This window comes from Streptomyces sp. NPDC001914 (assembly GCF_042891215.1).
Classification (GTDB): Bacteria; Actinomycetota; Actinomycetes; order Streptomycetales; family Streptomycetaceae; genus Streptomyces.
In genome coordinates, this window is sequence record NZ_JBIASW010000004.1 from 47,575 (window position 1) to 70,410 (window position 22,836).

General features: G+C 71.8%; 23 protein-coding genes and 1 riboswitch. Of the genes, 17 read left to right on the plus strand and 6 right to left on the minus strand.

Annotation, left to right across the window (positions count from 1 at the left end; translation table 11 throughout):
* Positions 1-67 precede the first annotated feature (67 nt).
* Positions 68-490, minus strand: a complete 423-nt coding sequence (locus ACFYYF_RS12805; RefSeq protein WP_388774521.1) for an Hsp20/alpha crystallin family protein — start codon at positions 488-490, stop codon at positions 68-70.
* Between the two features lie 496 nt (positions 491-986).
* On the opposite strand from ACFYYF_RS12805, the gene ACFYYF_RS12810 reads away from it, so the two are divergent.
* Positions 987-1,991 carry an Acg family FMN-binding oxidoreductase gene (locus ACFYYF_RS12810; protein WP_388774523.1) on the plus strand — a complete coding sequence of 335 codons (1,005 nt, stop codon included), beginning with the start codon at positions 987-989 and terminating at the stop codon, positions 1,989-1,991.
* A 12-nt stretch (positions 1,992-2,003) separates the two neighbouring features.
* Here ACFYYF_RS12810 and ACFYYF_RS12815 read toward each other — a convergent pair whose 3' ends face one another.
* Entirely contained in the window at positions 2,004-2,234 is a 231-nt protein-coding gene (locus ACFYYF_RS12815) for an Hsp20/alpha crystallin family protein (protein ID WP_388774526.1), read from the minus strand.
* A gap of 7 nt (positions 2,235-2,241) precedes the next feature.
* Positions 2,242-2,400 (minus strand): hypothetical protein, encoded by a 159-nt coding sequence (locus ACFYYF_RS12820; RefSeq protein ID WP_388774530.1) that lies wholly within the window; start codon positions 2,398-2,400, stop codon positions 2,242-2,244.
* Between the two features lie 214 nt (positions 2,401-2,614).
* Here ACFYYF_RS12820 and ACFYYF_RS12825 point away from each other — a divergent pair, with 214 nt between their 5' ends.
* Positions 2,615-3,499: a universal stress protein gene (locus tag ACFYYF_RS12825; RefSeq protein WP_388774533.1), complete on the plus strand. Its 885-nt coding sequence runs from the start codon at positions 2,615-2,617 to the stop codon at positions 3,497-3,499.
* 27 nt (positions 3,500-3,526) lie between these two features.
* Here the strand turns inward: ACFYYF_RS12825 and ACFYYF_RS12830 are convergent, their stop codons facing one another.
* A complete protein-coding gene (locus tag ACFYYF_RS12830) occupies positions 3,527-4,807 on the minus strand; it encodes a sulfite oxidase (protein ID WP_388774536.1) in 1,281 nt (426 codons plus the stop codon).
* Positions 4,808-5,340: 533 nt separating this feature from the next.
* Here ACFYYF_RS12830 and ACFYYF_RS12835 point away from each other — a divergent pair.
* The 6 genes from ACFYYF_RS12835 to ACFYYF_RS12860 all read left to right on the plus strand — a co-directional run bounded on the left by ACFYYF_RS12835 (position 5,341) and on the right by ACFYYF_RS12860 (position 13,303).
* On the plus strand, positions 5,341-6,165 hold the full coding sequence (locus tag ACFYYF_RS12835) for a DUF1684 domain-containing protein (protein WP_388774538.1): 825 nt from the start codon (positions 5,341-5,343) through the stop codon (positions 6,163-6,165).
* A 172-nt stretch (positions 6,166-6,337) separates the two neighbouring features.
* A riboswitch (SAM riboswitch) is annotated at positions 6,338-6,452 on the plus strand.
* A 522-nt stretch (positions 6,453-6,974) separates the two neighbouring features.
* Positions 6,975-8,594, plus strand: coding sequence for an ABC transporter substrate-binding protein (locus ACFYYF_RS12840; protein WP_388774541.1), 1,620 nt, complete (start codon positions 6,975-6,977; stop codon positions 8,592-8,594).
* Between the two features lie 3 nt (positions 8,595-8,597).
* On the plus strand, positions 8,598-9,557 hold the full coding sequence (locus tag ACFYYF_RS12845) for an ABC transporter permease (protein WP_388774544.1): 960 nt from the start codon (positions 8,598-8,600) through the stop codon (positions 9,555-9,557).
* A complete protein-coding gene (locus ACFYYF_RS12850) occupies positions 9,554-10,477 on the plus strand; it encodes an ABC transporter permease (RefSeq protein ID WP_388774547.1) in 924 nt (307 codons plus the stop codon). The genes ACFYYF_RS12845 and ACFYYF_RS12850 overlap by 4 nt, the downstream gene beginning before the upstream one ends.
* A complete protein-coding gene (locus ACFYYF_RS12855) occupies positions 10,459-12,240 on the plus strand; it encodes a dipeptide ABC transporter ATP-binding protein (RefSeq protein WP_388774549.1) in 1,782 nt (593 codons plus the stop codon). The genes ACFYYF_RS12850 and ACFYYF_RS12855 overlap by 19 nt, the downstream gene beginning before the upstream one ends.
* A 13-nt stretch (positions 12,241-12,253) precedes the next feature.
* Positions 12,254-13,303: an LLM class flavin-dependent oxidoreductase gene (locus ACFYYF_RS12860; protein WP_388774552.1), complete on the plus strand. Its 1,050-nt coding sequence runs from the start codon at positions 12,254-12,256 to the stop codon at positions 13,301-13,303.
* Between the two features lie 76 nt (positions 13,304-13,379).
* Here the strand turns inward: ACFYYF_RS12860 and ACFYYF_RS12865 are convergent, their stop codons facing one another.
* The gene (locus ACFYYF_RS12865; protein WP_388774555.1) at positions 13,380-14,516 is read right to left on the minus strand and encodes an LLM class flavin-dependent oxidoreductase; all 1,137 of its coding nucleotides are present in this window, start codon (positions 14,514-14,516) and stop codon (positions 13,380-13,382) included.
* 793 nt (positions 14,517-15,309) lie between these two features.
* On the opposite strand from ACFYYF_RS12865, the gene ACFYYF_RS12870 reads away from it, so the two are divergent.
* Entirely contained in the window at positions 15,310-16,539 is a 1,230-nt protein-coding gene (locus tag ACFYYF_RS12870; protein WP_388774558.1) for an acyl-CoA dehydrogenase family protein, read from the plus strand.
* A 46-nt stretch (positions 16,540-16,585) separates the two neighbouring features.
* The gene (locus tag ACFYYF_RS12875) at positions 16,586-17,044 is read left to right on the plus strand and encodes an RrF2 family transcriptional regulator (protein ID WP_388774560.1); all 459 of its coding nucleotides are present in this window, start codon (positions 16,586-16,588) and stop codon (positions 17,042-17,044) included.
* Between the two features lie 47 nt (positions 17,045-17,091).
* Here ACFYYF_RS12875 and ACFYYF_RS12880 read toward each other — a convergent pair whose 3' ends face one another.
* Positions 17,092-17,784: an endonuclease gene (locus tag ACFYYF_RS12880; RefSeq protein ID WP_388774563.1), complete on the minus strand. Its 693-nt coding sequence runs from the start codon at positions 17,782-17,784 to the stop codon at positions 17,092-17,094.
* A 313-nt stretch (positions 17,785-18,097) separates the two neighbouring features.
* Between ACFYYF_RS12880 and ACFYYF_RS12885 the strand changes: the two genes are divergently transcribed.
* The 7 genes from ACFYYF_RS12885 to ACFYYF_RS12915 all read left to right on the plus strand — a co-directional run bounded on the left by ACFYYF_RS12885 (position 18,098) and on the right by ACFYYF_RS12915 (position 22,830).
* Entirely contained in the window at positions 18,098-18,292 is a 195-nt protein-coding gene (locus tag ACFYYF_RS12885; RefSeq protein WP_388774566.1) for a hypothetical protein, read from the plus strand.
* On the plus strand, positions 18,289-18,558 hold the full coding sequence (locus ACFYYF_RS12890; protein ID WP_388774569.1) for a DUF4190 domain-containing protein: 270 nt from the start codon (positions 18,289-18,291) through the stop codon (positions 18,556-18,558). The genes ACFYYF_RS12885 and ACFYYF_RS12890 overlap by 4 nt, the downstream gene beginning before the upstream one ends.
* A 178-nt stretch (positions 18,559-18,736) precedes the next feature.
* Positions 18,737-19,525, plus strand: a complete 789-nt coding sequence (locus tag ACFYYF_RS12895; RefSeq protein ID WP_388774571.1) for a GntR family transcriptional regulator — start codon at positions 18,737-18,739, stop codon at positions 19,523-19,525.
* 39 nt (positions 19,526-19,564) lie between these two features.
* The gene (locus ACFYYF_RS12900) at positions 19,565-19,792 is read left to right on the plus strand and encodes a ferredoxin family protein (RefSeq protein WP_351693958.1); all 228 of its coding nucleotides are present in this window, start codon (positions 19,565-19,567) and stop codon (positions 19,790-19,792) included.
* A gap of 26 nt (positions 19,793-19,818) precedes the next feature.
* The gene (locus ACFYYF_RS12905) at positions 19,819-21,162 is read left to right on the plus strand and encodes an ABC transporter substrate-binding protein (protein ID WP_388774575.1); all 1,344 of its coding nucleotides are present in this window, start codon (positions 19,819-19,821) and stop codon (positions 21,160-21,162) included.
* On the plus strand, positions 21,159-22,079 hold the full coding sequence (locus ACFYYF_RS12910) for an ABC transporter permease (protein ID WP_388774577.1): 921 nt from the start codon (positions 21,159-21,161) through the stop codon (positions 22,077-22,079). The genes ACFYYF_RS12905 and ACFYYF_RS12910 overlap by 4 nt, the downstream gene beginning before the upstream one ends.
* A complete protein-coding gene (locus tag ACFYYF_RS12915) occupies positions 22,063-22,830 on the plus strand; it encodes an ABC transporter ATP-binding protein (RefSeq protein WP_388774578.1) in 768 nt (255 codons plus the stop codon). Before ACFYYF_RS12910 ends, ACFYYF_RS12915 begins: the two co-directional genes overlap by 17 nt.
* The last annotated feature ends 6 nt before the right edge of the window (positions 22,831-22,836 follow it).

Sequence of the window (22,836 nt, forward strand, 5' to 3'; positions counted from 1 at the left end):
GGCGGCATCCGGATGGCGTCCACACCGGCGGGCCCGTGACAGGCCCGCCGCACCCGGTCGGTCCCCGTCAACTGCCGCGCTGGATCTCGACGCGCTTGGCCGACGGCTTCTCGGCGCCCATGCCCACACTGATCGTCAGCATGCCGTCGGTGTAGTCGGCCTTGACGTCGTCCTCATCGGCGCCCGGCGGCAGCGTCATGCTGCGGCTCATCACGCCGTACCGGATCTCGCTGTGGTTCTTGTCCACTTCCCGTTCGGTGCGTTCGGCCTGGACGGTCAGCACACCGTCGCTGATGAAGACGTCGATGTTCTCGGGCGACATCCCGGGAAGCTCTGCCCGCACCACGAAACGGCCGTCCTCCATGTAGTCCTCGATGCGGACCGTGTACAGCTCGCCCATGGTGGGCATCGCGAACCGGGCGGGCAGGTTCTCGAACCAGTCCGGGATGTCCGGGAACGGGAACCTCTGCCCACGCTTCTCCGTGGCCATGGCGGTTACCTCCTCGCTGTCGTCTCCGATGCCGGTATCCCCCATTCCAGCGCACCTGCGTGCCAACTGCTGAGGCCGAACGGCCTATACCCGGGGTCCCTCCGGTCCCTATCGGGATGCCCGACCGACACGGCGGCGGTTGGACCGTGCGGCCGCTGTGACGGCTCATTCGCGGCACCGGAGCACCGAGCGCGGCGTTGCCCACGACGGCGAGCCCGGCGGCGATCACCAGCAGGACGGCGGACCGCGTCCAGAACTCCGCTGTTGGGGCCGCACCCGCGGGTCCCGCCTCCTGGTCAGCGGAAGGCGCCACCGTTCTCGTGGAATCGCGGGTGGCCCAGTGTCACAGGGAGCCTCAAGGCTCTCGCGGGGACGCCGATGGGCCCTCTCCGAGGGCCAGGTGGCCCCTGCCCACCGTCTCCCGACGCGACCACGCTGTGCGGGAGCAGCCGACGGCCCGGCGGCGCTTCGGGCGCGGGGCAGGGAAGGAGTCACCATGTCCGTCACGGCGCTCGACGTTCCGACCCTGGAACGGCTGGTCGCGGCGTCCGTCGCGGCTCCCTCCCTCCACAACACGCAGCCCTGGCGGTTCCGGCTCGTCCCGGACACGGTCACCCTGGAGATCCGAGCGGCCGCGCAACGCGGCCTGCGACACACCGATCCGTCCGGACGCGCCTTGCACGTCTCCGTCGGCTGCGCGCTGTTCAACCTGCGCGTCGCGGTCGCCCACCACGGCTGGGAGCCCTTGTCCCGGCGTCTCCCCCGCCCGACCGAACCTGACCTGCTGGCCACCGTCCAGCTCGCCGGAACGTCTCGGCTCTCCGCGACGCCGCGGCTGTACGAAGCCCTCTGGGACCGGCGCAGCAGCCGTCTCCCGTTCTCCGGCCGTCCGGTACCCGTCCCCGTCCTGACCGAACTCGCCGAAGCCGCCCAAGCGGAAGGCTCCGTGCTGCGCTTTCCCGGCGTGGCGGAGACCGACCGGCTGCTGGGACTGACCCGGGAGGCCGAGCGACGCAACAGCGCGGACGCCGAGCGGGCAGCCGAGAGCCGCCGCTGGGTTCGTCCGCCCGGCGGCGGATCGCTCGGCGTGCCTCCCGAGGCACTGGGCCCGCAGGACTTCCGGGACCGTATCCCGATGCGCGACTTCACCGCCCGCCCGCACTCCTCGGGACTCCTCACCCGACCCTTCGAGAAGCGGCCCGTCATCGCCGTGCTGTCCACGCCCCACGACCGGCGGACGGACTGGCTGCGCGCCGGTGAGGCACTCGAACGCGTCCTGCTGGTGGCCACCGTCCACCACGTACGGGCATCACTGCTGCACCAGGCGCTGGAGTGGCCGGACCTGCGTGACCAGCTTGTCCGCGGTCGGCGGACGTCCGCCCAGATGATCATCCGTTTCGGGTACGGCCCGCTGGGACCGTCCTCACCACGCCGCACGGCCCGCCAGGTTCTGGAGCGGGACGCGTGGCCCGACGCCGTGTCGGCCCGGCTCGTGGGCTGAACCGTTCGCGGGTCAGCCGTGCAGTACCGGGAAGGTCCCGGTAGCCGTACCCGTCTCCGTCTTCGGAACCGGGACCCTGACCGTCAGGACACCGTCGCGGAACTCGGCGGTGTCCTCCTCTCCCTTCGCTCCGTCCGGCAACCGGACGGAGCGGGTGAGACCGCCGTAGGGGAATTCCATGCGGTGCTTCACAGTCACTTGCTCACGGCGCTCGGACCGCAGGGTCGGGACGGCTCCCGTCACCGTGCTCTCAGCGTCCTCGGGGGAGGGGCGACGCCCGGCCCGGGAGCTCGGCCTTCAGCACGAGCACGCCGTCCGCCACGTGTTCCTCGATCCGGATGTCGTGCATACCTGGGATCGCGTGCGCGCTCGGGAGTCCTGTCTCCGTCCAGCCGACCAGGTCGGCCATACCGGTCAGCTGGGCAACCGATCAGTACCGTTCATTCTTCCGCTCTTCGCGCCTCCCTTTCCTCGTCACCTCCAGCGTCCCGGGCGTGGGCCGACCGGGCCCGTCCGCGGCCCGTTCGTCCCCTGCCCGCCGAGGATTCCGCCGGTCATCCTGGAGGTGTGGGGCCGGGTGCCCCACGACACCGCGCGCGCATCGATGCGGGGAGGTGTTGGCCGTGCTCGGACCCATCGTCGTAGGACTGGACGGTTCACCGGAGAGTCTCGCCGCCGCCCAGTGGGCCGCCGGAGAGGCGTCGCGCCGCGGGGTGCCGCTGCGACTGGTGCACGCGTGGGAGGCGATGCCCACGGGGCCGTCGAGGCTCCCCGAACTCGAGGCGCCCCGCTCGCGGGCACAGCGGATCGTGCGGGATGCCGTGGATCTGCTCCAAGAGCGCTGTCCGCAGGTGTCGGTGAGCTCCGAGCTGATCGCCCGATCACCGGTCGACGCCCTCGTCACCGCAGGTACCGAGGCCGGACTCCTGGTCCTCGGGAGCCGGGCGTTCGGCGGTGTCGGCGGATTCCTGGCGGGTTCCGTGGCACTGGCGACACTCGCGCGGCTGACCCGTCCGGCGGCGGTGGTGCGGGCCGACGGGACGGCCGAGGACGAGCGGGGGCCCGCCGTCGGGGAAGCCGCTTCGGACGACGGGCCGGATCGCGAGGTGGTGGTGGGCGCCGACGCCGACCACCGCTGCGAGGACGTCCTGGCCTTCGCCTTCGAGAGCGCCGCCCTGCGTTCGGCGCCGCTGCGCCTGGTGTACGCGTGGCGACCGCCGTGGGCCCTGGGGCCGGGCGCGGAGGACCTGATCGGACAGGAGGACGCGGCGCAGGCGGTGGCCTCGCTGCTGCGGCCGTGGGGCGAGAAGTACCCGAACGTCGAGGTTCGCGTTCGGGTGGAGAACGGCCGCCCGGCCGAGGCACTGTCGCGCGCGTCTCGGGACGCGTGCCTGCTGGTGGTCGGCCGCCGGATCCGTCCGGCCGGGTTCGGCGCGCACATCGGGCCGGTCCTGCACGCCGTGCTGCGTCGGGTGCGGTGCCCGGTCGCGGTCGTCCCGCACGTCTGACCCGTGCGTCCAGGTCCGGGCCGTCCGTCAGACCACGTTCACCGGATGCCGCACCACCGCCCCGAACAGATAGCCCTGCGTGTTGGGCACGGCGGTGTCGGGCTGGGTCCGGCCGGCCGTGTCCGTGGCGCGGGCCAGCAGGTGCGTGACGCCGGGTGTGTCGGGCCGCCAGCCGAGGGACCAGCGGGTCCAGGTGCCGGCCCGGGGCCGGTCGTGCAGGCGGGCGGGCCGCCAGTTGGCGCCTCCGTCCGTACTGACGTCGACCTTGGCGACACCCCCCGCACCCGACCACGACCGCCCGTGCAGCACGTGCCTGCGGCCCGCCGGGAACGTGGCCCCGCTCGCCAGCTCGAACGCGCTCTTCGTGGTCTGCCGCGTGAGCGGCGCGCTGCCGCCCTCGGGATAGGAGGGGCCGAACAGCCGGTAGAAGGTGGTGTTCCAGGGAGAAAAGAGCGGCTGTGCGGACACCTCGATGTCGCCGACCCACTTGATCGACGCGATCCCCACCCAGGAGGGGACCAGCACCCGGACCGGATGGCCGTGGTCGTACGGCAGCGGCTCGCCGTTCATCTCGTACGCGAGCAGTACGTCGTCCAAGGCTTTGGCGAGCGGCAGCGGACGGCGTACCCGCCCCAGGCTCTCCCCGCCGCTGACGTACTCGGCGTCCAGACCGCGCGGTTGCACGTCAACGGCCCGAGGGGACAACCCGGCCCTGCGCAGCACGTCGGCCAGCCGCACCCCGCGCCAGCGCGCGACACCGATCGCTCCCAGGGTCCACGCGGTGCCGGTGACCGTTTCGCCCTGCTGCGTCGTGTAGTACGAGCGACCGTTCCCAGCGCATTCGACGAAGGCGGTCCGTGTGACGGCCGGCAGCGCGCGCAGATCGTCGTACCCGAACTCCACCGGCCTCTCCTCACCGGGGCTGCCGCGCAATCCGCTCCCCCACAGCCGCAGGCGCCAGTCGTCGGCGTCCAAGAGAGGGGTGGCGGTGTGATTGCGCACGAAGAACAGGTCGTTGGGAGTGTGGTGGCCGGTCCCCCGCAGCGCCTCCCAGCGGGTCTCGGCGTTGGTGCCGCGCTGGATGAACCACTCGGCGGGCAGCGGCTTCACGATCGGGCCTTCGGCGGCGTGTGCGGGCTGTCCGGGCTGTGCGGCACCGAGGGCGGTGCCGGCGGCGGCCGCGGTGAGCAGGGTGAGCAGCCGACGGCGGGTGACCCCGTCGGCCCTGGCCTCACCCGCGAGCCACTGACGCAGTCTGCGGCGGTCGTACTCGGATTCGTAACGGCCTGCGGGCGTGGGTGAAGGCATGGCGGATCCTCGTCATCACAGGGCGGGAAGGACGGAAGGGCTCGGCACGACCCGGCACGGCTGGCACTGGTCGGCTGCAGGGATGGACCCGGGCGCACTCAACCGGCTTGTCCGTGGCGGAAGTTCGCGGAGGTGCGGAGAACTGCGGAAGTGCGTGATCAGCCGGTCGTCCGACACAGCGCGGCGGCCACGCGGACGAGGTCCACGGCACGGCGGCGGGTCAGAGGCTCCGGCATCGGCATGGCGGGATGTAAGCACGCGGGCCTGAAAGGCGTCAACGGAGCATGCGTATCGGTGAACTGCGCCTCCGGGCACGCTGGTTCGGGAGACTGCCGGAACTCCGCGGTCCCGCGGCCGACCGGCCGTGCGGTCGTCCACATGACTGACATGAAGCTGTCACACACGAACGGAATGCGGGTTCACCGACCGCCCGTTCCACCTGACATGCACCGAGATCCCGCCGATCCGCTTCGGGGAATCCCCGCGTCCCGCCCGAGAGCGGGCCTCGTGCGGTCCCTACCGAAGGAGAACTCATGACCAGCGAGGCGACCACCACGGACCTGCGCACCTTCACCGAGAACTGGCTGGACTGGTACCGCGGGCAGGAAGCCCGGCTCGCCGCCCCGCACGGCTTTCTGGCGATCACCGGCCTGCACTGGCTCGACGACCGGCCGCAGCGCTTCCCCGACGCGCCCGGGGCATGGCACACCGGCCCCGACGGGGTCGTCGTCACCCTCGACGACAGTGAGGAACTGGTCGTCGACGGGACCACGGTGCGCGGCGAGCACCGCTTCGGCGTGCTGCCCGAACGCGGCGGTGTCGAGGCGATCTGGAAGGACGCCGTCATCGAGGTCGCCAAGCGGGGCGGTCACGACATCGTGCGCCCCCGGCACCCGGACGCCCCGCTGCTCACCGCTTTCACCGGAACCCCGGCCTACGCCCCGCACCCCCGCTGGGCCGTGACGGGCCGGTACGTCCCCTTCGACCAGCCGCGGCCCACCACCGTGGGCGCCGCGGTCGAGGGCCTGGAGCACGTGTACGACGCTCCCGGCCGGATCGAGTTCGAACTGGACGGGCGCCCGCTGTCGCTGACCGCGTTCCCCGGACACGTCCCGGGCGGGCTGACGGTCCTCTTCACCGACGCGACCTCCGGCGTCACCACCTACGCCGCCAACCGCACCCTGTCCGTCGGGGCGCCCGCCGCCGACGGCTCGGTCGTCCTGGACTTCAACCGCGCCACGAACCTGCCGTGCGCCTACACGGACCTGGCCACCTGCCCGCTGCCACCGGCGGAGAACCGGCTGCCGGTGCCGATCGAGGCGGGTCAGAAGATCCCGCGCGAACGCGGTGGTGCCTGAACGGTACGTCCGTCGGCGGGGCGTGCTTCCACCAGGCGTCCCGTCGGCGCGGGCGGCCCGGCTCCTTCCGCAGGAGTGCGGCCGCTCGCTGCACGGGACTCCGGCGGCTCGCTCCGCCGGGCTCCGGTGCCGGCATTGACGTACGCGAGAACCGCTCCGTACGATCACGAACGGCATTGAGTGTCAGCGTCAAGCCCTGGCTCGCTGACCGGCAACCCTCCCGCGCGGTGGGGTGCTCCAGGTGAAAGCCCGGCGGGGACCAGTGACGATCCCCGCAAGCGCGTGGCCCCGTGACCGGGGCCGGACATGTGGAGGACCGGTATGCGAGACGACGGTGGCCTTGGCGCCTCCTTCGCCGTCGCGGTGGTGTTCTCCCGACTGGCACGCCGACGCCACATCGATCTGAAGCGCTCGACGAGCTGTCTCTGTCAGGCCTGACGGCCCTTCGCGCAGCCGTGCGCCGACGGACCCGTGGGCGGTCGCCATCCGTGAGACCCCCGCGCCGACATCCGTGAGGCCCACAGGCTGTCGCCCTACATGACCAGCCGTCGCGTCATGCGCCCGCGCCGCCGCCCGCATCCCCCTCCCTGCCGATCTCTCCGATCCGCCCTCCGCATCCCCCATTCCGCCTTCCCCTTTCCGTCCCCTTTCCGTCTTCCGCGTCCCGCCTTCCGCGTTCTGCCTTCCGCCCGGCCCTGACCGTTGGCCCCTGACCGCCACCGGCGTCACGGCGACGGGCCCGCGCAGCCACGCGCGGTCGTGCCTCGTGCGACGGCCCGTGCCCGGCGACACCAAGAGGAGAATTCTCCGTGAGAGCACGTCCGGTTTTCCGAACTCCCCGATGGGCGACGCTCACCGCCCTTCTCACCACCAGCGTGCTGCTGACCGCCTGCGGGTCGAGCACCGACGGCTCCGACACCGGGAGCGGCAAGCCGCGCTCCGGCGGGACCCTGACCTTCGCGGTGGGTTCCGACGCCGGCTGCGTGGACCCCCAGCAGGTCGGCAGCAACGACACGATCTACTCGGTGCGCCAGATCGTGGACTCCCTGACGGACCAGGACCCCAAGACCGGCAAGATCGTGCCGTGGCTCGCGAAGAGCTGGGACATCAGCGCCGACGCGACCGCCTTCACCTTCCACCTGCGCTCGGGCGTCACCTTCAGCGACGGGTCCCCGCTCACCGCACAGGTGGTCAAGGACAACTTCGACGCGGTACCGAAGCTCGGTGTCCTGGGCACTCTGGCCCAGGGCTACCTGAGCGGCGCCAAGAGCACCACTGTGGTGGACCCGCTCACCGTCAAGGTCACCTTCCAGCAGCCCAACACCCAGTTCCTGCAAGCGACTTCGACGCACTCGCTCGGCATCGAGTCGTCCGCGAGCGTGAAGCGGTCGCCTCAGCAGAAGTGCAGCGACGGGGTGGTCGGGTCCGGGCCCTTCGTACTGAAGGGCTACGTGCAGAACCAGTCGGTCACCCTGGCCAAACGCCCCGGCTACGCCTGGGGTTCCTCCCGGTGGAGCAAGAAGGGCGAGGCGTACCTGGACAAGCTGGTGTTCAAGGTCGTGCCCGAGGCCGGCGTACGAGCCGGCAGTCTCCGGTCCGGCCAGGTGGACGCGATCGGCAGCGTGGGCCGGGCCGACGAGGCGGCCCTCAAGGGCGGACAGGTCACCTTCCTGAGGCGGGCCAACCCCGGCATCACCTTCGGGCTGGGCCTCAACAACGCGCGGCCGGCCCTCAAGGACGCCCGGGTCCGCCGGGCCGTCCTGTCCGCCATCGACCGGAAGCAGATCGCCGACACCGTCTTCCCGACCGGCACCCGGCCCGCGACCAGCGTCCTCGCGCACACGACACCCGACTACACCAGTCTCGCCCAGGATCTGTCCCTCGACACGGCCAAGGCGAAGTCCCTGCTGGAGGAGGCCGGCTGGAAGGCGGGCGGCGACGGCATCCGGGTCAAGGACGGCAAGAAGCTGAGCCTGACCGTCGACTGGGTTCCCAACGCGGCAACGAACCAGCCCGCTTTGGAGCTGGTGCAGCAGCAACTGAAGTCCGTCGGTATCCGGGTGACGCTCAAGCAGCTCCAACTCCCCCAGCTCACACCGATACAGCAGTCGGGCGCGTACGACGCGATCTGGGGGAACATCACCCGCGCCGACCCCGACATCCTGCGCAACTCCTTCTCCACGAAGCTGGCCAACTTCTACCGCCTGCCGGCGAGCGGTCTCGACACCACCCTGGCCGCACAGGCCGCGACCACCGACCCGGCCGAGCGCGGACGGCTGGTGGCCCGGGCACAGCGGTCCATCGTGCGTGACGCCAACAACGTGCCGGTGGTGGAGCTGCAGACCCAGCTCGGCGTGTCCACGAAGGTGCACGGCCTCGCCTTCGACGCCTCCAGCCGGATCCAGTTGCACGACACCTGGGTCGGCTGACCCGTGCGCGGCTATGTGATCAAGCGACTCACGCAGGCGGCCGGGGTGCTGTGGGCGGCGTACACCGTGTCGTTCCTGGTGCTGGACTTCCTGCCGGGCGACCCCGTCACGGCGATGGCCGGTGCCGGAACGGAGTCGGGACAGGTCGATCCCCGGCAGATCGCCGCCCTGCGGCACGAGTACGGCTTCGACAAGCCCGTGCTCGTGCAGTACGCCGACTACCTCGGCCGGGCGGTGCGCGGGGACTTCGGCGACTCCGTCGCCACCGGCCGGCCGGTCACCTCGACGCTGGCCGACGCGCTGCCACAGACGCTCCAACTGACCAGCTCGGCATTGCTGTTGGCGGTGCTCCTCGGCGGCGGCCTCGCCGTGGTGGCGACGTACACCACGCGGCGGTGGCTGCGCCAGCTGCTGCTGTCGCTGCCGCCGCTGGGTGTGTCCGTCCCGACGTTCTGGGTGGGGCTGCTGCTCGTCGAGGCGTTCTCCTTCCGGTTGCACTGGTTTCCCGCGTTCGGCAACGACGGACTGAGAGGCCTGGTGCTGCCGGCGCTGACGCTCGCGGTCCCGACCGGCGCCCAGATCGCGCAGGTGCTGGCCAAGAGCCTGCTCACCGCGCTCGACCAGGCGTACGTGGAGACCGCCCGTGCGAAGGGCGCGGGCCGCTGGCGGGTGCATCTGCGGCACGCGCTGCGCAACGCGTCCCTGCCGGCGCTGACGGTCGTCGGTCTGCTGGTGGGTCAGCTGATCGCCGGTTCGGTCGTCGTGGAGACGGTGTTCTCCCGTGACGGCCTGGGCCGTGTGACCGCGGCGGCGGTCACGGCCCAGGACATCCCGGTGGTCCAGGGGGTGGTGGCGTTCGGCGCGCTGATCTTCGTGATGACGAATCTGGTGGTCGACCTGGTGTATCCGCTGCTGGACCCGCGGATCGTGGTGGCGTCGGACAGAAGGGCGCGTGCGGCATGAGTCAGAGCCTTGTCGATGATCCCACCGAGGCCGCGCTCGGCCCGGCCCGGCCTCGCGGCGCGGCACCCGATCCCGTGCCGGGGCGTCGCGCCGACGCGGGGCGAGTGCTGCGGTTCCTCGTACGCCGTCCCGGTCTTCTGCTGTCGGTCGTCGTCCTCGTCCTGGTGGTGCTGGCGGCGTTCCGGCCCGGGCTGTTCAGCTCTCGGGATCCGCTGAAGGGGGTGCCCACGGAGAACTTCCGCGGTCCGAGCGGTGCGCACTGGTTCGGTACGGACGAGCTGGGGCGCGATGTGTTCGCCCGAGTCGTCCACGGAGCCCAGTTGTCGCTGAAGGCCACGCTGATCGCGGTGCTGGTGGCGTTCGTGGTGGGTGGTCTGCTCGGTCTGGTCGCCGGGTTCGTGGGCCGCTGGGTGGACGACGCGCTGATGCGCTTCGTCGACGTCCTGCTGTCCATCCCCGCGCTGTTCCTGTCGCTGGCGCTGGTGACCGCGCTGGGGTACGGGACGGTGAAGGTGGCCGTCGCGGTCGGCATCGCCAGTGTCGCCTCCTTCGCCCGGGTGGCGCGCGCCGAGGTGCTGCGGGTGCGGCAGGCGGTGTTCGTCGAGGCGTCGCGCTCCTGCGGGGCCCGGTGGTACTCGGTGCTGGGCCGGCATGTGCTGCCCAATGCGGCCGGCCCGGTGATCGTCCTGGCCACGCTCGACTTCGGCGCCTCCATCCTGGCCGTCTCGGCACTGAGCTTCCTCGGCTACGGCGCTCCCCCGCCGGCCCCGGAGTGGGGCACGTTGATCTCCGAGGGCCGCAACTACCTCGCCACTGCCTGGTGGTTGACCGCGCTGCCCGGTCTGGCGATCGCCGCGACCGTGCTGGCCACCAACCGCGTCGCCAGGGCGCTGGACGGCGAATGGTCCCGGCAGCGATGACCTACGAACACGAAAGCGGTGAGGATGTGACCACACCACTGCCGGAGAGCACCCAGCCGCCGGAGAGCACACCACTGCAGCAGGGCGCACCGCTGCCGGGAAGCACGCCCCGGCCGGCGCGCACGCCGCTGCTGGAGATCCGTGGTCTGTCCGTCTCGTACAGCACCCGCGGCGGTACCGTGGCAGCCGTCCGGGGCGTGGACCTCGACGTGTGGCCGGGCCAGGTGACGGCCGTGGTCGGTGAGTCCGGCTCCGGCAAGAGCACGACCGCGCACGCGATCACGCGCCTCCTGTCCGGCAACGGGCGCATCGACGCCGGTTCCGTCCGCTTCGGCCGGCGCGATCTGACCACGCTGTCGGAGGCGGAACTGCGCACCGTGCGCGGGGCGCGGATCGGGCTCGTCCCTCAGGACCCGACCGTGTCGCTCAACCCGGTCAAGCGGATCGGCGAACAGGTCGCCGAGGTGCTGCGCGTCCATGGTCTGGCGACGCGCCGCCCGGCCGCCGCCGAGGCCATCGCCGTCCTGGACCGGGCCGGGCTGCCCGACGCCGCCGTACGGGCCCGGCAGTATCCGCACGAACTCTCCGGCGGCATGCGGCAACGCGCGCTGATCGCCATCGCGATCGCCGCGCGACCCGAGTTGATCATCGCCGACGAGCCGACCAGCGCCCTCGACGTCACCGTGCAGCGGGTCATCCTCGACCATCTCCAGCATCTCGCCGAGGAGTCGGGCACGGCTGTCCTGCTGGTGACCCACGACCTCGGGGTAGCCGCCGACCGGGCGCAGCGGCTGGTGGTCATGTCACGGGGCCGGGTGGTGGAGGCGGGCCCGACCCATGACGTTCTCGCCGACCCTCAGGACACGTACACGCGGCACCTGCTGGCGAGCGCCCCGAGCATGACCGCCGGACGCCGTCGCCCGTCCGTGCCCGTGTCCGCGGCGGAGCCGGCGCCCCTGCTGGAGGCACGCGACCTGGTCAAGGAGTTCCGGCTGCCCCGCACCGCCGACGGACCTCGCGCCCTGCGCGCGGTGGACGGCGTCAGCTTCACTCTGCGCCGCGGACAGACCCTGGCCCTGGTGGGTGAGTCGGGCTCGGGCAAGTCCACCACGGCCCGGCTGGTGCTCCGGCTCGCCGACGCGACCTCGGGGCAGGTGCTGTTCGACGGCGAGGACGTCACCGCCGTGAGAGGGGCCCGTGCCAGAGAGCTGCGCCGCCGCGCCCAGTTCGTGTACCAGAACCCGTACGCCTCCCTCGATCCCCGCTTCTCCGTCGGTGAGGTGATCACCGAACCGCTGCGTGCCTTCAAGGTCGGCGACCGTGCCTCACGCCTCGCGCGGGCCCGTGAACTGCTCGACCGGGTGGCACTTCCCCCGGCCACGTTGGAGCGCCGGCCGGCGGAGCTGTCCGGCGGTCAGCGTCAGCGCGTGGCGATCGCCCGCGCGCTCGCGCTCTCCCCCGATCTGGTGGTGTGCGACGAGCCCGTGTCCGCGCTCGACGTCTCGGTTCAGGCCCAAGTGCTGGAGCTGCTGGCCGAGTTGCAGGCGGACACGGGGGTCGCGTACCTCTTCATCTCCCACGACCTCGCCGTCGTACGCCAGATCGCGCACCAGGTCGCGGTCATGCGGGCCGGCCGGGTCGTGGAGTCGGGTCCGCCGGAGGACCTGTTCACCCGGCCCCGCCACGCGTACACCCGCGAGCTGCTCGCGGCGATCCCGGGCGGCCGGGTCCCCTCTCCGGCCGCCACGACCACAACGAGCTGAGGACCGGCGTCAGATGACCACTCCCACCATCACATCCCTCGCCTTTCTCACCCCGGGCAACTTCGCGGACGACGACCCGTACACCGGCCTGGAGGAGACGCTCCAACTGTTCGAGTACGGTGAACGGCTGGACTTCGACGGTGCCTGGATCAGGCAGCGGCATCTCGAGCACGGCGTCGCCTCGGCGGCCGTCTTCCTCGCCGCGGCGGGTCAGCGCACCGAGCGGATCGAACTCGGCACCGCCGTCATACCGATCGGATACGAGAGTCCCTTCCGTCTCGCCGAGGACCTGGCGTTGGCCGACGTCCTGTCCCGGGACCGGCTCCAGATCGGCTTCAGCACCGGGATGCCGCACGCCGAGCTGCTCGGCGACCTCGTCCACGACGGCGACTGGCGCGACTACGACCTGTCGTACGGCAGGATCGCCCGCGTCGTCGACAACCTGCGGGGCGACCACCTCGGCGGCCCGGACACCGTCATCCACTCGCCGGGGAACACCCAGCGCCCCAGGCTGCAGCCGCACAACCCCGGTCTGGCACAGCGCATCTGGTACGGCGGCGGGAGCCTGCGCTCGGTGCGCTGGGCCGCCGAGAACGGCCTCGGCCTGCTGTCCGGCAACATCGTCTCGGGTGAGGGAACCGACGACTTCACGACGGCCCAGCTCAATCTGCTGGCCGCGTACCGCCGCACGCCGTCCCCACGCGGTGCGGAGCGCCCGGCACGGGTGGCACTGGGCCGCGTGATCGTGCCCTTGGACAGCGCGGACGCGGCCGGCCGGGCCCGCTACCGCGCCTACGCGGCGAGCCGTCACGCCCGCACCCTGGCACCCCAGGGGCCGAAGCGGACCCTGTTCGCCCCCGACGTGGTGGGCACCGCCGAGCAGATCCTGGAACAACTGACCGCCGACCCCGTCCTCGCACAGGTCTCGGAGCTGCGCCTGGAGCTGCCGTACGAGTTCCACCGGGAGGAGTACGAGCAGATCCTGCACGACACACGGCACCTGATCGCCCCCGAACTGGGCTGGCGCCCTGCCTCCCTGACGGCGCGACAGACGGTCGGCTGAGGCCGCTTCCCGAACCGGGCAGTGAAAAGGGGCGGCCCTCGACTCGCGCGAGTCGAGGGCCGCCGTGCGACCGGCGTCAGCCCTGGCCCGCCACGGCGTTCGGGGTGCCGGGCGTCACCCGCTCCGCGTCGCGCTTGGCGACCTCTTCGCGGACGATCGGGATCACGTACCGGCCGAAGTCGATCGCGTCGTCCAGCAGGTCGTAGCCGCGGGCGGAGAGAATGTCGACGCCCAGGTCGTAGTAGTCCAGCAGCGCCCTGGCGACCGTTTCCGGGGTTCCGACCAGGGCGTTGGAGTTGCCCGCGCCTCCGGTCGCGGCGGCGGTGGGGGTCCACAGGGCGCGGTCGTACCGTTCCCCCGCCTCGGCGATGGCGATCAGCCGCCGCGAGCCGGTGTTCTGGGGCCGGTCACCACCGCTGTGCCGCCTGGTGAGCGGCTCGCCCTTCTCCCTGCGGGCCTTGATCGCGCCGACGGTCCGGTGGGCCTTCTCCCAGGCCAGGTCCTCGGTCGGGGCGATGATCGGGCGGAACGCGACCTGGATGCGCGGTGTTTCGGTACGGCCCGCCGCCTTCGCGGCTGCTTTCACCGCCTCGATCTGCTCGGCGGTCTTCTCCAACGGCTCGCCCCACAGGCAGTAGACGTCGGCCTCGGCGCCTCCGGCGGCGTAGGCGGCGGGCGAGGAGCCGCCGAACGACACGGCGGGGCGCGGTTGCTGGACCGGAAAGACGTCGCTCACGAAATCGTGGAAACGGTAGTGCTCGCCTTCGTGGTCGAAGGGCTCGTGGGTGGTCCAGATCTTCTTGACGATCCCGATGTACTCCCGCGTGCGGGCGTAGCGTTCGTCCTTCGTCAGGGTGTCACCCTCGCGGCCCTGTTCACGGTCGTTGCCGCCGGTGATGAAGTGCACGGTGAGCCGGCCCTCGCTGATCTGGTCGAGGGTGGCGAAGGTCTTCGCGGCGAAGGTCGGGTACGAGACGTTGGGCCGGTGGGCGAGCAGGATCTGGAGGCGGTCCAGCCTGCTCGCGATGTAGGCGGCGGCCGGGGCGGGATCAGGCGATCCGGAACCGTAGGCGAACAGCACCCGGTCCCAGCCGTTGTCCTCGTGCGCCCGCGCGAGCCGGAGCGTGTACTCCTTGTCGAAGGCGGCGCCGGAGCGCGGGGTGGTCTCGGAGCCGTCATGGGTGGCGGCGATGCCAAGGAACTCCACGGGCATGGGAAATGGCCTTTCTGCGGTCCTGTGGATGTGCCCGGATGCGGGCCCGGGTCGCGACGGGCGACGGGAGCGCGTGACAGGTCGCGCGAGACCGGCCGTACACGAGGACAAGGGAAGAGGACGAAGAGGGATTCAGCGGGTGTTCAGCACACGCTCACGGCGATGCCGCGGGGGGAGGACTCCGCCGGGTACGGGTCACCGAGGAAGGGGCGGGCCGTACGGACGGCCCGCTGCCGCGTCAGGCGCAACAGGCGGCGGACCACACCCGACAGAAGTCGATGTGGCCGCGGGTGACCAGGCGATGCTCCGCGTTCATGCGACTCATTGAGCAGTACATCTGGCGTCCCGTCAACTACGGCCCGCATGCCGGACGACCGGCCCTGGCCGGTACCCGTCGGGCCGTTCCACCGTCCGTGGGACCGCTCCCGCTTATTTCCTATCGATTTACTAGGAAACCATTGACCGCAGGTCCAACGGATGCGCAGGATGATGTACATGCCCCCCACGCAGCAGCGACTGGTTCGCCGTCGGCACGTCGACTTCGGTCTCGTCGCCAGCGCCGTCTGTTGCCGCGTCAGTTGCGGCGTCTAGGACGCCCGTCCCGCCTGTTGCCCGTGCCGCCAAGCCTGCTCTCGCCCTCGGCGATCCGGCGAAGCCGCCAAGGCCACAGGCCGGGCAGGACCCGGCGGGCACCGCATCGCAACCGTCCGGCGCAGGGGCCACGCGTACGTGCCCGACCGGCAGAAGACTCCCGACACGGCGCCTGGCCGCCGAATGTGAGGAAACCATCACCATGGCCGTAGCCACCGTACTGTCCGGAGCCGACTCCGCATCCGGCCGCACCGCACCCGGCCACGCGCACTGGCTGCGCGCGGCCCGGGAGACGGCCGATGACCTGGCCACGGACGCGGTGGCCAGGGAGCAGGCGGGCAAGACCCCCTTGGACGAGGTGTCCCGGCTGCGTGAGGCGGGACTGCTGACGCTGCTGGTACCGGCCGACGCAGGGGGAGGCGGCGCGGACTGGACGACGGCCTACGCCGTCGTGCGGGAGATCTCCGCCGCCGACGGCGCGATCGGTCAACTGCTGGGCTGTCACTACTTCTTGTCGTGGAGCGCTCTGTCCTTCGCCGACTCCGCCCGCGCCACCGAGGCCGTGCAGCGCTCCACGAAGAAGCCCCATCTCTGGGGTGGCGGCTTCGCCCGCCAGGAGCCCTCTCTGCGGCTGGCCAGGAAGGGCGGGGGCTTCGTCCTGGACGGCCGCCAGAGCTACGCCACGGGGGTCCTGGTCGCCGACCGCCTGGCCGTACGAGCTGAGCGGACCGACACCGGCGAGCCCTTCGCCGTCGTCGTCGATCCCGCGCATCCCGGGGTGCGGATCGAGGGCGACTCGGACGCCTTCGGGCAGCGGCTCGCCGCCGGCGGCAGTGTGGACTTCCACGCCGTGCCGGTCGCCGCCGCCAACGTGCTCGGATCCCTGTCCGCGGACGAGGACGTCCTCTCGCCCCTGACCGCCTTCACCTCACCGGTCGGACACCTTCTCTCCGTCCAGCTTCTCCTCGGCATCGCCGAAGGAGTGCTCACCGAAGTACGCGAGTACAGCAGGGCGGGGCACCGGCTGCGGCATCCCTCCTGGCCGGCCGGCTCCGCGCCGGACCCTCGGACGCTGACCCTGCACGGGGAACTCACCGTCCTCACCCGCTCCGCCGCCGCACTCGCCGAGCAGGCGGTGCAGGCCGTGGCCGTCGGACTGGCACGCGGCGACGACCTGAACTACGACGAGTACGCGGAGATCTCCGTCCTGGTGGCCATGGCCGAAGCCGCCGCGTCCAGGGCCGCGCAGGAGTCCACCACGCGCGCCCTCGACGTCATCGGCGCCCGCTCGGCGTCCACCCGGCTGGGATTCGACCGCTTCTGGCGCAACGCGCGCACCCACACGTTGTACGAGCCGGTCGGTCACCGTCTCCGGGACGTCGGGGACTACTTCCTCAACGGCGCGCACCCTCCGTTCGTCCTGCCCGTCTGAACGAGAGAGCGTGAAACCGGACCGAGCCGTACGGGATAATGCGCACATGCGGATTTCAGCCAGGGCGGACTACGCGGTACGGGCCGCGCTGCAACTCGCCGCGTCGCGGGACGAGGGGCCGTTGAAGGCCGAGGCGATCGCCGAGGCTCAGGACATTCCGCACAAGTTCCTCGAAGGCATCCTGAACGACATGCGCCGGGGTGGTCTCGTACTCAGCCAGCGCGGCGGCAACGGCGGCTACCGCCTGGCCAGGCCCGCCGGGACCATCACCATCGCCGACGTCATACGCGCCGTGGACGGGCCCCTCGTCTCGGTGCGCGGGGTCCGCCCCCCGGACCTCTCCTACACCGGTCCCGCCCAGTCACTGCTCCCCCTGTGGATCGCGCTGCGGTCCAACGTGCGCGAAATCCTGGAAGGCGTCTCGCTCGCCGACGTCGCCTCATCCCAGCTCCCCGCCGAGGTCTGCGCCCTGACCGAGCCCGCGGCAGCCTGGACGAACCCCTGACGCCACGCGCCCCCGTCACCCTCGCGGTCCTGGACGCTCGGACCGCGTCAGGACGCCTGGGCCTCCGTGAGCACGTCGGCGGCGAGCCGTTGGTCGAGGGCCGCGTGGATCAGGCCGTCCGCGAGCAGGGTCTCCTCCTCCGTTCCGACGAGGCGGCTCAGCTCGCGCGGCGCGTCCGGCAGGCCCAGCCGCCGTGCCCCGTCGAGGGCCTTGCCGTCGAAGTAGGGCGCGAACTCGGTCCACACGCCCTGCACCGCGCGCAGGAAGATGTCGGCCCCCGTCGGCCCGATCCCGGGCAGTTCGAGGAGCGCCTTCCGCGGGTCGGGCTCCTCGCGCAACCTGCGCAGATCACCGCCGTAGCGTTCCAGCACCAGCTCCGCTCCGTCACCGAGGATCGTCGCGGTCCGCTCGTCATAGCGTCGATAGCCGCCCTCCCCCAGGGCGTCGACGCGCTGCTGCCAGGACGCACGCGCCATGGACCGCGCGTCGCGCATCCCGGCGTCGAACAGCGCTCTGGCCGCCGCGACCGCCGTGTCGGCCCTGATGCGCGCGCTGAGCAGGACGGCGAGCACGAGCGTCCGATACAGCGGAGCCGGCGTGTCCCGCAGCCGGATGCCGGCCTGCGCGGCATACGTACGCCGCTGCCGGCGCAGCAGGGCTCGCACCACTGCCTTGTCCGCGGGGCCGCCCGTTTTCGCCCCGGTCCCGCCGGCGCCCTGGTCCGTCTTCGTCGTCGTCATCACTGTCCCTGAGACTGAGCTGCCGCTCGCCGCGCGCGGTCGGCAGGACCGACGCGGCGCTCACGGCCACGGCGGGCCTCGTTCGTCGCGTAACCCTCTCCAGCCGAGACAAACAAGGCGCACTGGTCGATTCTCCTCCGATCCGCGGCCGGATCCCCCCTCCCCTGACGGTGGCCGCCAGGCGGGCCGCACAGTTCAGGCCGACATGGCCGCCGGCGGAGTGGCCCGAGTTTCCCGGATGGCGCCCCGGGCACCCGGGCCGCGTTGATCGTTCGGTCGCGAACCGCGCACCCCCCGAACCGGAAGGAGACACATGCTCTTCCTCGTCGCCGCTTTCCTGCTCCTCGGAGTGGTGGTGGGTGCCGCAGCGCACCTGCCGCTGCCCGTCACCCTCGCCGCGTCCGCGGTCATCGGGTGCTGGCTGCTCGTCTACGGTCTGCGAAAACACCGTCCTGACGGCGACGCGGCACGCGAGCGCGCTTCCTACCGCCGCGAGGAGGCCCGGTGAGCCGGCTCATGACCGACACGGCGAGCACGACCTCGCGCCGCGACCCGTACACCCTGGCCGCGGCATCCTTCATCCTCGGTCTGGTCGGCCTCCTGGTCTTCAACCTGTTCCTGGGGCCGACCGCCATCGTCCTCGGGCTGCTCGCCCTGCACCGCGGAACCACCCACCGTCACCGCGCCTACCTCGGGATACTGCTCGGCGCCGCCGACCTGGTCGTGCTGGCCCTGGTCACCGCCGCGGACAACACCGTGACCTGGCACATCTGAACGACCGGGCGGAGTCGGCGTACTCGACGCGCGAGGGGTTGCCCACAGCTCCAGGGCGCTGGCACATCTGGCTCCCGCAAGCCGAAAATCCCAGGTCAGCCGAGCATCCGATGTCCCCTCAAGTGGCGCAACATTCCGGCAACACGGCTTTCCCCATCGGATCGGTAGGGTTCGATCCGTGCCTCCCACCGACCGCGTCCGCGACCACGCCGGCCAGGGCGCGACCACCGTCGCCGCCCACCGTGCGCGGCGCCGGCTGCGCGCCGACCGGGCCCGGCAGCTCGCCGACCTGCTCCGCCACCAGCTGCTCACCGGCGGCTTCCCCACGGACACGTTGCCTCACGAGTCGATCCTCGCCGGCGACTACCGCGCCTCCCGCAACACCGTCCGCCAGGCCCTCGACCTGCTGCGCGCCGAAGGACTCGTCGACCGCCAGCCGGGCGTCGGCACCGTGGTCGTCGCCCGGAAGTACCCGCACGGTCTCGACCGCCTGATGGGCCTCGCCGAAACCCTCCATGAGCACGGCAGGGTCACCAACGAGGTCCGTACGGCGGGTCCCGCCCCGGCACCGGGCCCGGTCGCCGAACGCCTCCGGATCCCGCCCGGCACCGACGTCCTCTACATCGAACGCCTGCGCCGCCTCGCCGGCCTCCCGCTCTCCCTCGACCTCACCTACATCCCCATCGACATCGGCACCGCCCTGCTCGGCGCCGACCTGGAGAACACCGACGTCTTCCGCCTCCTGGAGACCATCACCGGCCGGCCCCTGGGCCACGCCGAGATCACCCTGGAGGCGGTCACAGCAGACGCCCACTCCGCCGCCGTGCTCGAAGCGCCGCGCGGCACGGCCGTCCTCATGCTGGAACGGCTCACGCACCTCGCGGACGGCCGCCCGGTCGACCTGGAGTTCATCCGGTTCCGCGGCGACCGCATCACCATGAGCGGTCTCCTGCACCGCTCGCACTGACACCTCACCTTCCTCCGCACGACCTTCCCGGAGACAGCCATGCCCTTGGCGCCCCAGCGGGCCGACGTGCCCGTGACCATCGACCAGTCGAAGTGCATAGACGGCTGCACGCTCTGTGTGGACATGTGCCCGCTCGACTCCCTCGCCATCGACGAGAGCAACGGCAAGGCCTACATGCACGTCGACGAGTGCTGGTACTGCGGCCCCTGCGCGGCCCGCTGTCCCACCGGAGCCGTCACGGTCAACATGCCCTACCTGCTCCGATGACAGGTCCTGAAAGGTCTCTGACTCCCATGAAACGCACAGCAGTCGGCGCCACGCTTCTCCTGCTCCTCCCGCTGACGGGGTGCGGCTCCAGCGCCTCGGCGGGAGGCGACGGCTCCACCGTCACCGTCACGGTCGGCTACCAGTCCAAGACCATCAACACCGTCACGGCGGGCACCCTCCTGCGCTCGCTCGGCGCCTTCGAGGACGAACTCGACGCCCTGCCCGACGGCCACACCTACAAGGTCGACTGGCAGGACTACGCAACGGGCGCCCCCATCACCGCCCAGATGACCGCGGGGAAGATCGACATCGGCTCGATGGGCGACTTCCCCCTCCTCATCAACGCGGCCCGGGGCCGGCAACTCAACCGCCCCACACGCCTGGTGTCGGTCACCGGCTACAACCTCCGCGGCGGCCTCAACACCATCGTCACCGCCCCCGACTCCACCATCGGCTCGCTCGCGGGCCTCAAGGGCAAGAAGGTCTCGACGAGCATCGGCTCGGCCGCCGACGGCACCCTCATACGGGCCCTTCAACGTGCCGGCATCGACCCAGACAAGGGCATCCAGAAGCTCAACCAGCAGCCCGCCGTGGGGGCTTCGGCCCTTTCCGCGGGCAGCGCCGACGCCCTCTCCCAGTTCGTCGCCTGGCCGGGCCTGCTCACCTACCAGGGCAAGGCGAAGGCCCTGTACGACGGCGCCGAACTCAACCTGCCCACCTTCCACGGCGTCACCGCCCGCGAGGACTTCGCCAAGGAGCGACCCGCCGTTCTGGAGGCCTTCCTGAGGGCTCAGGCCAAGGCCACGGACTATCTCGGCGCGCACCCGGTCTCCGCCGCCGAGAAGGTCGCCGAGGCCACCGGACTGCCCGCCGAGGTCGTCTACCTCTACAACGGCGCCCACGGCATCTCCACCTTCGACCCGGCGATCAAGCCGCAGCTCGTCTCCGCTCTGAAGCAGGACGTGGCGGTCCTCAAGACGGCGAAGCTCACCGGAGACGTGGACGTCGACGCCTTCGTCGACGACCAGTACGTCAGGAAGGCCCTCGGAGCCACGTACGCCGAGCACCTGGCCACCAGGCCCGCGGCGGCCGCCGGTGAGGTGTGGCGCAAGGGTGCCCGACGGACCCGCACCTTCAAGTCCCCCGCACAGCTGCTGAGTTATGTCGCCGACCACAAGGCCGCGATCCGCGCCGCCTACGTACCCGACACCACCACCAGCACCCTGTGGTTCGCCGACAAGGCGGTCTGGGTGAACGACGGCGGCCGGCTCCTCCCCTTCGTCGCACCGGCGACCGCGAAGGCGTACGTCACCGGACACACCGGCGCCCGCGTCATCACGTACGCCGACGCGCTGCGGCGGGCGTCGTGAGCCGCGCCCCACGACGAGCCGCCGCCCGTTTCGCGCCCCGATATCCGCGCCGGGCGGGCCGGTTCGCGCTGCGGCTCGGGTCCCTGGCGGGCGCCCTCGGCGTCTGGCAGCTGCTGACCGGCCTCGACGTCGACCTGTGGCTGCGCTTCTCGCAGTTCCCCACGGTCGCCGACGTGGCACGCGCCTTCGCCGACCGCCTGTCCGGCCCCGACTACTGGACGGACCTCACCGACAGCCTCACCCGCATCCTCACCGGCTTCCTGCTCGCCGCCGTCCTGGGGGGCGCCACGGGCGTGCTCGTGGCCCGCTCCCGCCTTGCCGAGGACCTGCTCGGCCCCCTGCTGGAAGTCGTCCGGCCCATCCCGGCCATCGCCCTGGTCCCCGTGGCGATCCTCCTGCTGCCCTCCAACGAACAGGGCATCGTCTTCATCACCTTCACCGCCGCGTTCTTCCCGGTGCTCGTCTCCACCCGGCACGCCGTGCGCGCGCTGACCCCGGTGTGGGAGGAGGCGGTACGCACGATGGGCGCGGGCCGCCTGCGCGTCCTCGGCTCGGTCGTCCTGCCGGGCGCGCTGCCCGGGGTCTTCGGCGGCCTGTCGGTCGGCCTCGGCGTCTCGTGGATCTGTGTCATCTCCGCCGAGATGATCTCCGGCCAGTACGGCGTCGGCTACCGCACCTGGCAGGACTACACGATCGTCAACTATCCGGGCGTGTTCGTCGGCATGGTCACGATCGGCGTCCTCGGCTGGATCACCTCGACGGCCGTGGAGGTCCTGGGCCGCCGCCTGACCCGCTGGCTGCCGCGTACGTCGTACGTGCCCGGCGCGCGGGTGCCGCGCCAGGCGCGCGCCGCCGCCGTCCCCGTACAGGCCGTGCCCAGGAGCGAGAAGGACGTGCCCCATGACCAGCTCGTCTGACGTCCGTCCGGCGGCGCGCACCGGCGCGGGGCTCGCCCTTCGGGGCGCCGACCTCGGCCGCCCGGGCGCGCCCGTGCTGCACGGCGTGGACCTCGATGTCGCCCCTGGCGAGATCCTCACCGTCGTCGGCCCCTCCGGCTGCGGCAAATCGACACTGCTGCGCACACTGGCCGGGCTGCTGTCTCCCCTCACCGGCGAGGTCACCCAGGACGCGCACCGGCTGGGCGGCCCCTCCGCCGACCGCGCCCTGATCTTCCAGGAGGACGCCCTGCTGCCCTGGCGGACCCTGCGCGCGAACGTCGAACTGCCCCTGGCCATCCAGGGTCTGCCGCGTGCCCGGCGCAGGGCCCAGGCCGAGTCCTGGCTCGCCCGGGTCGGACTCGCCGAGCAGTCGGGGCAGTTGCCCCACCGGGTGTCCGGCGGCCAGCGCCAGCGGGCGCAACTGGCCCGCGCCCTGGCGCCGGCACCACGCGCCGTCCTCATGGACGAACCCTTCGGCGCGCTCGACGTCCAGACCCGCGCAGGTATGCAGGACCTGCTGGTGGAGGTGTTGCGGGGGACGGGCGCGACCGTGGTGTTCGTGACCCACGACGTCGACGAGGCCCTGTTCCTCGGTGACCGCGTGGCGCTGCTCGGCTCCGGCCGGCTCGCCGCGGTGCACGACGTGCCCCGCCCCCGCGACCGCGCGGCGCACGACACCCCGGCCCGCGTGGCGCTGCGGCGCGCGGTCCTCTCCTCGCCCGGTACCTGAAAGGCC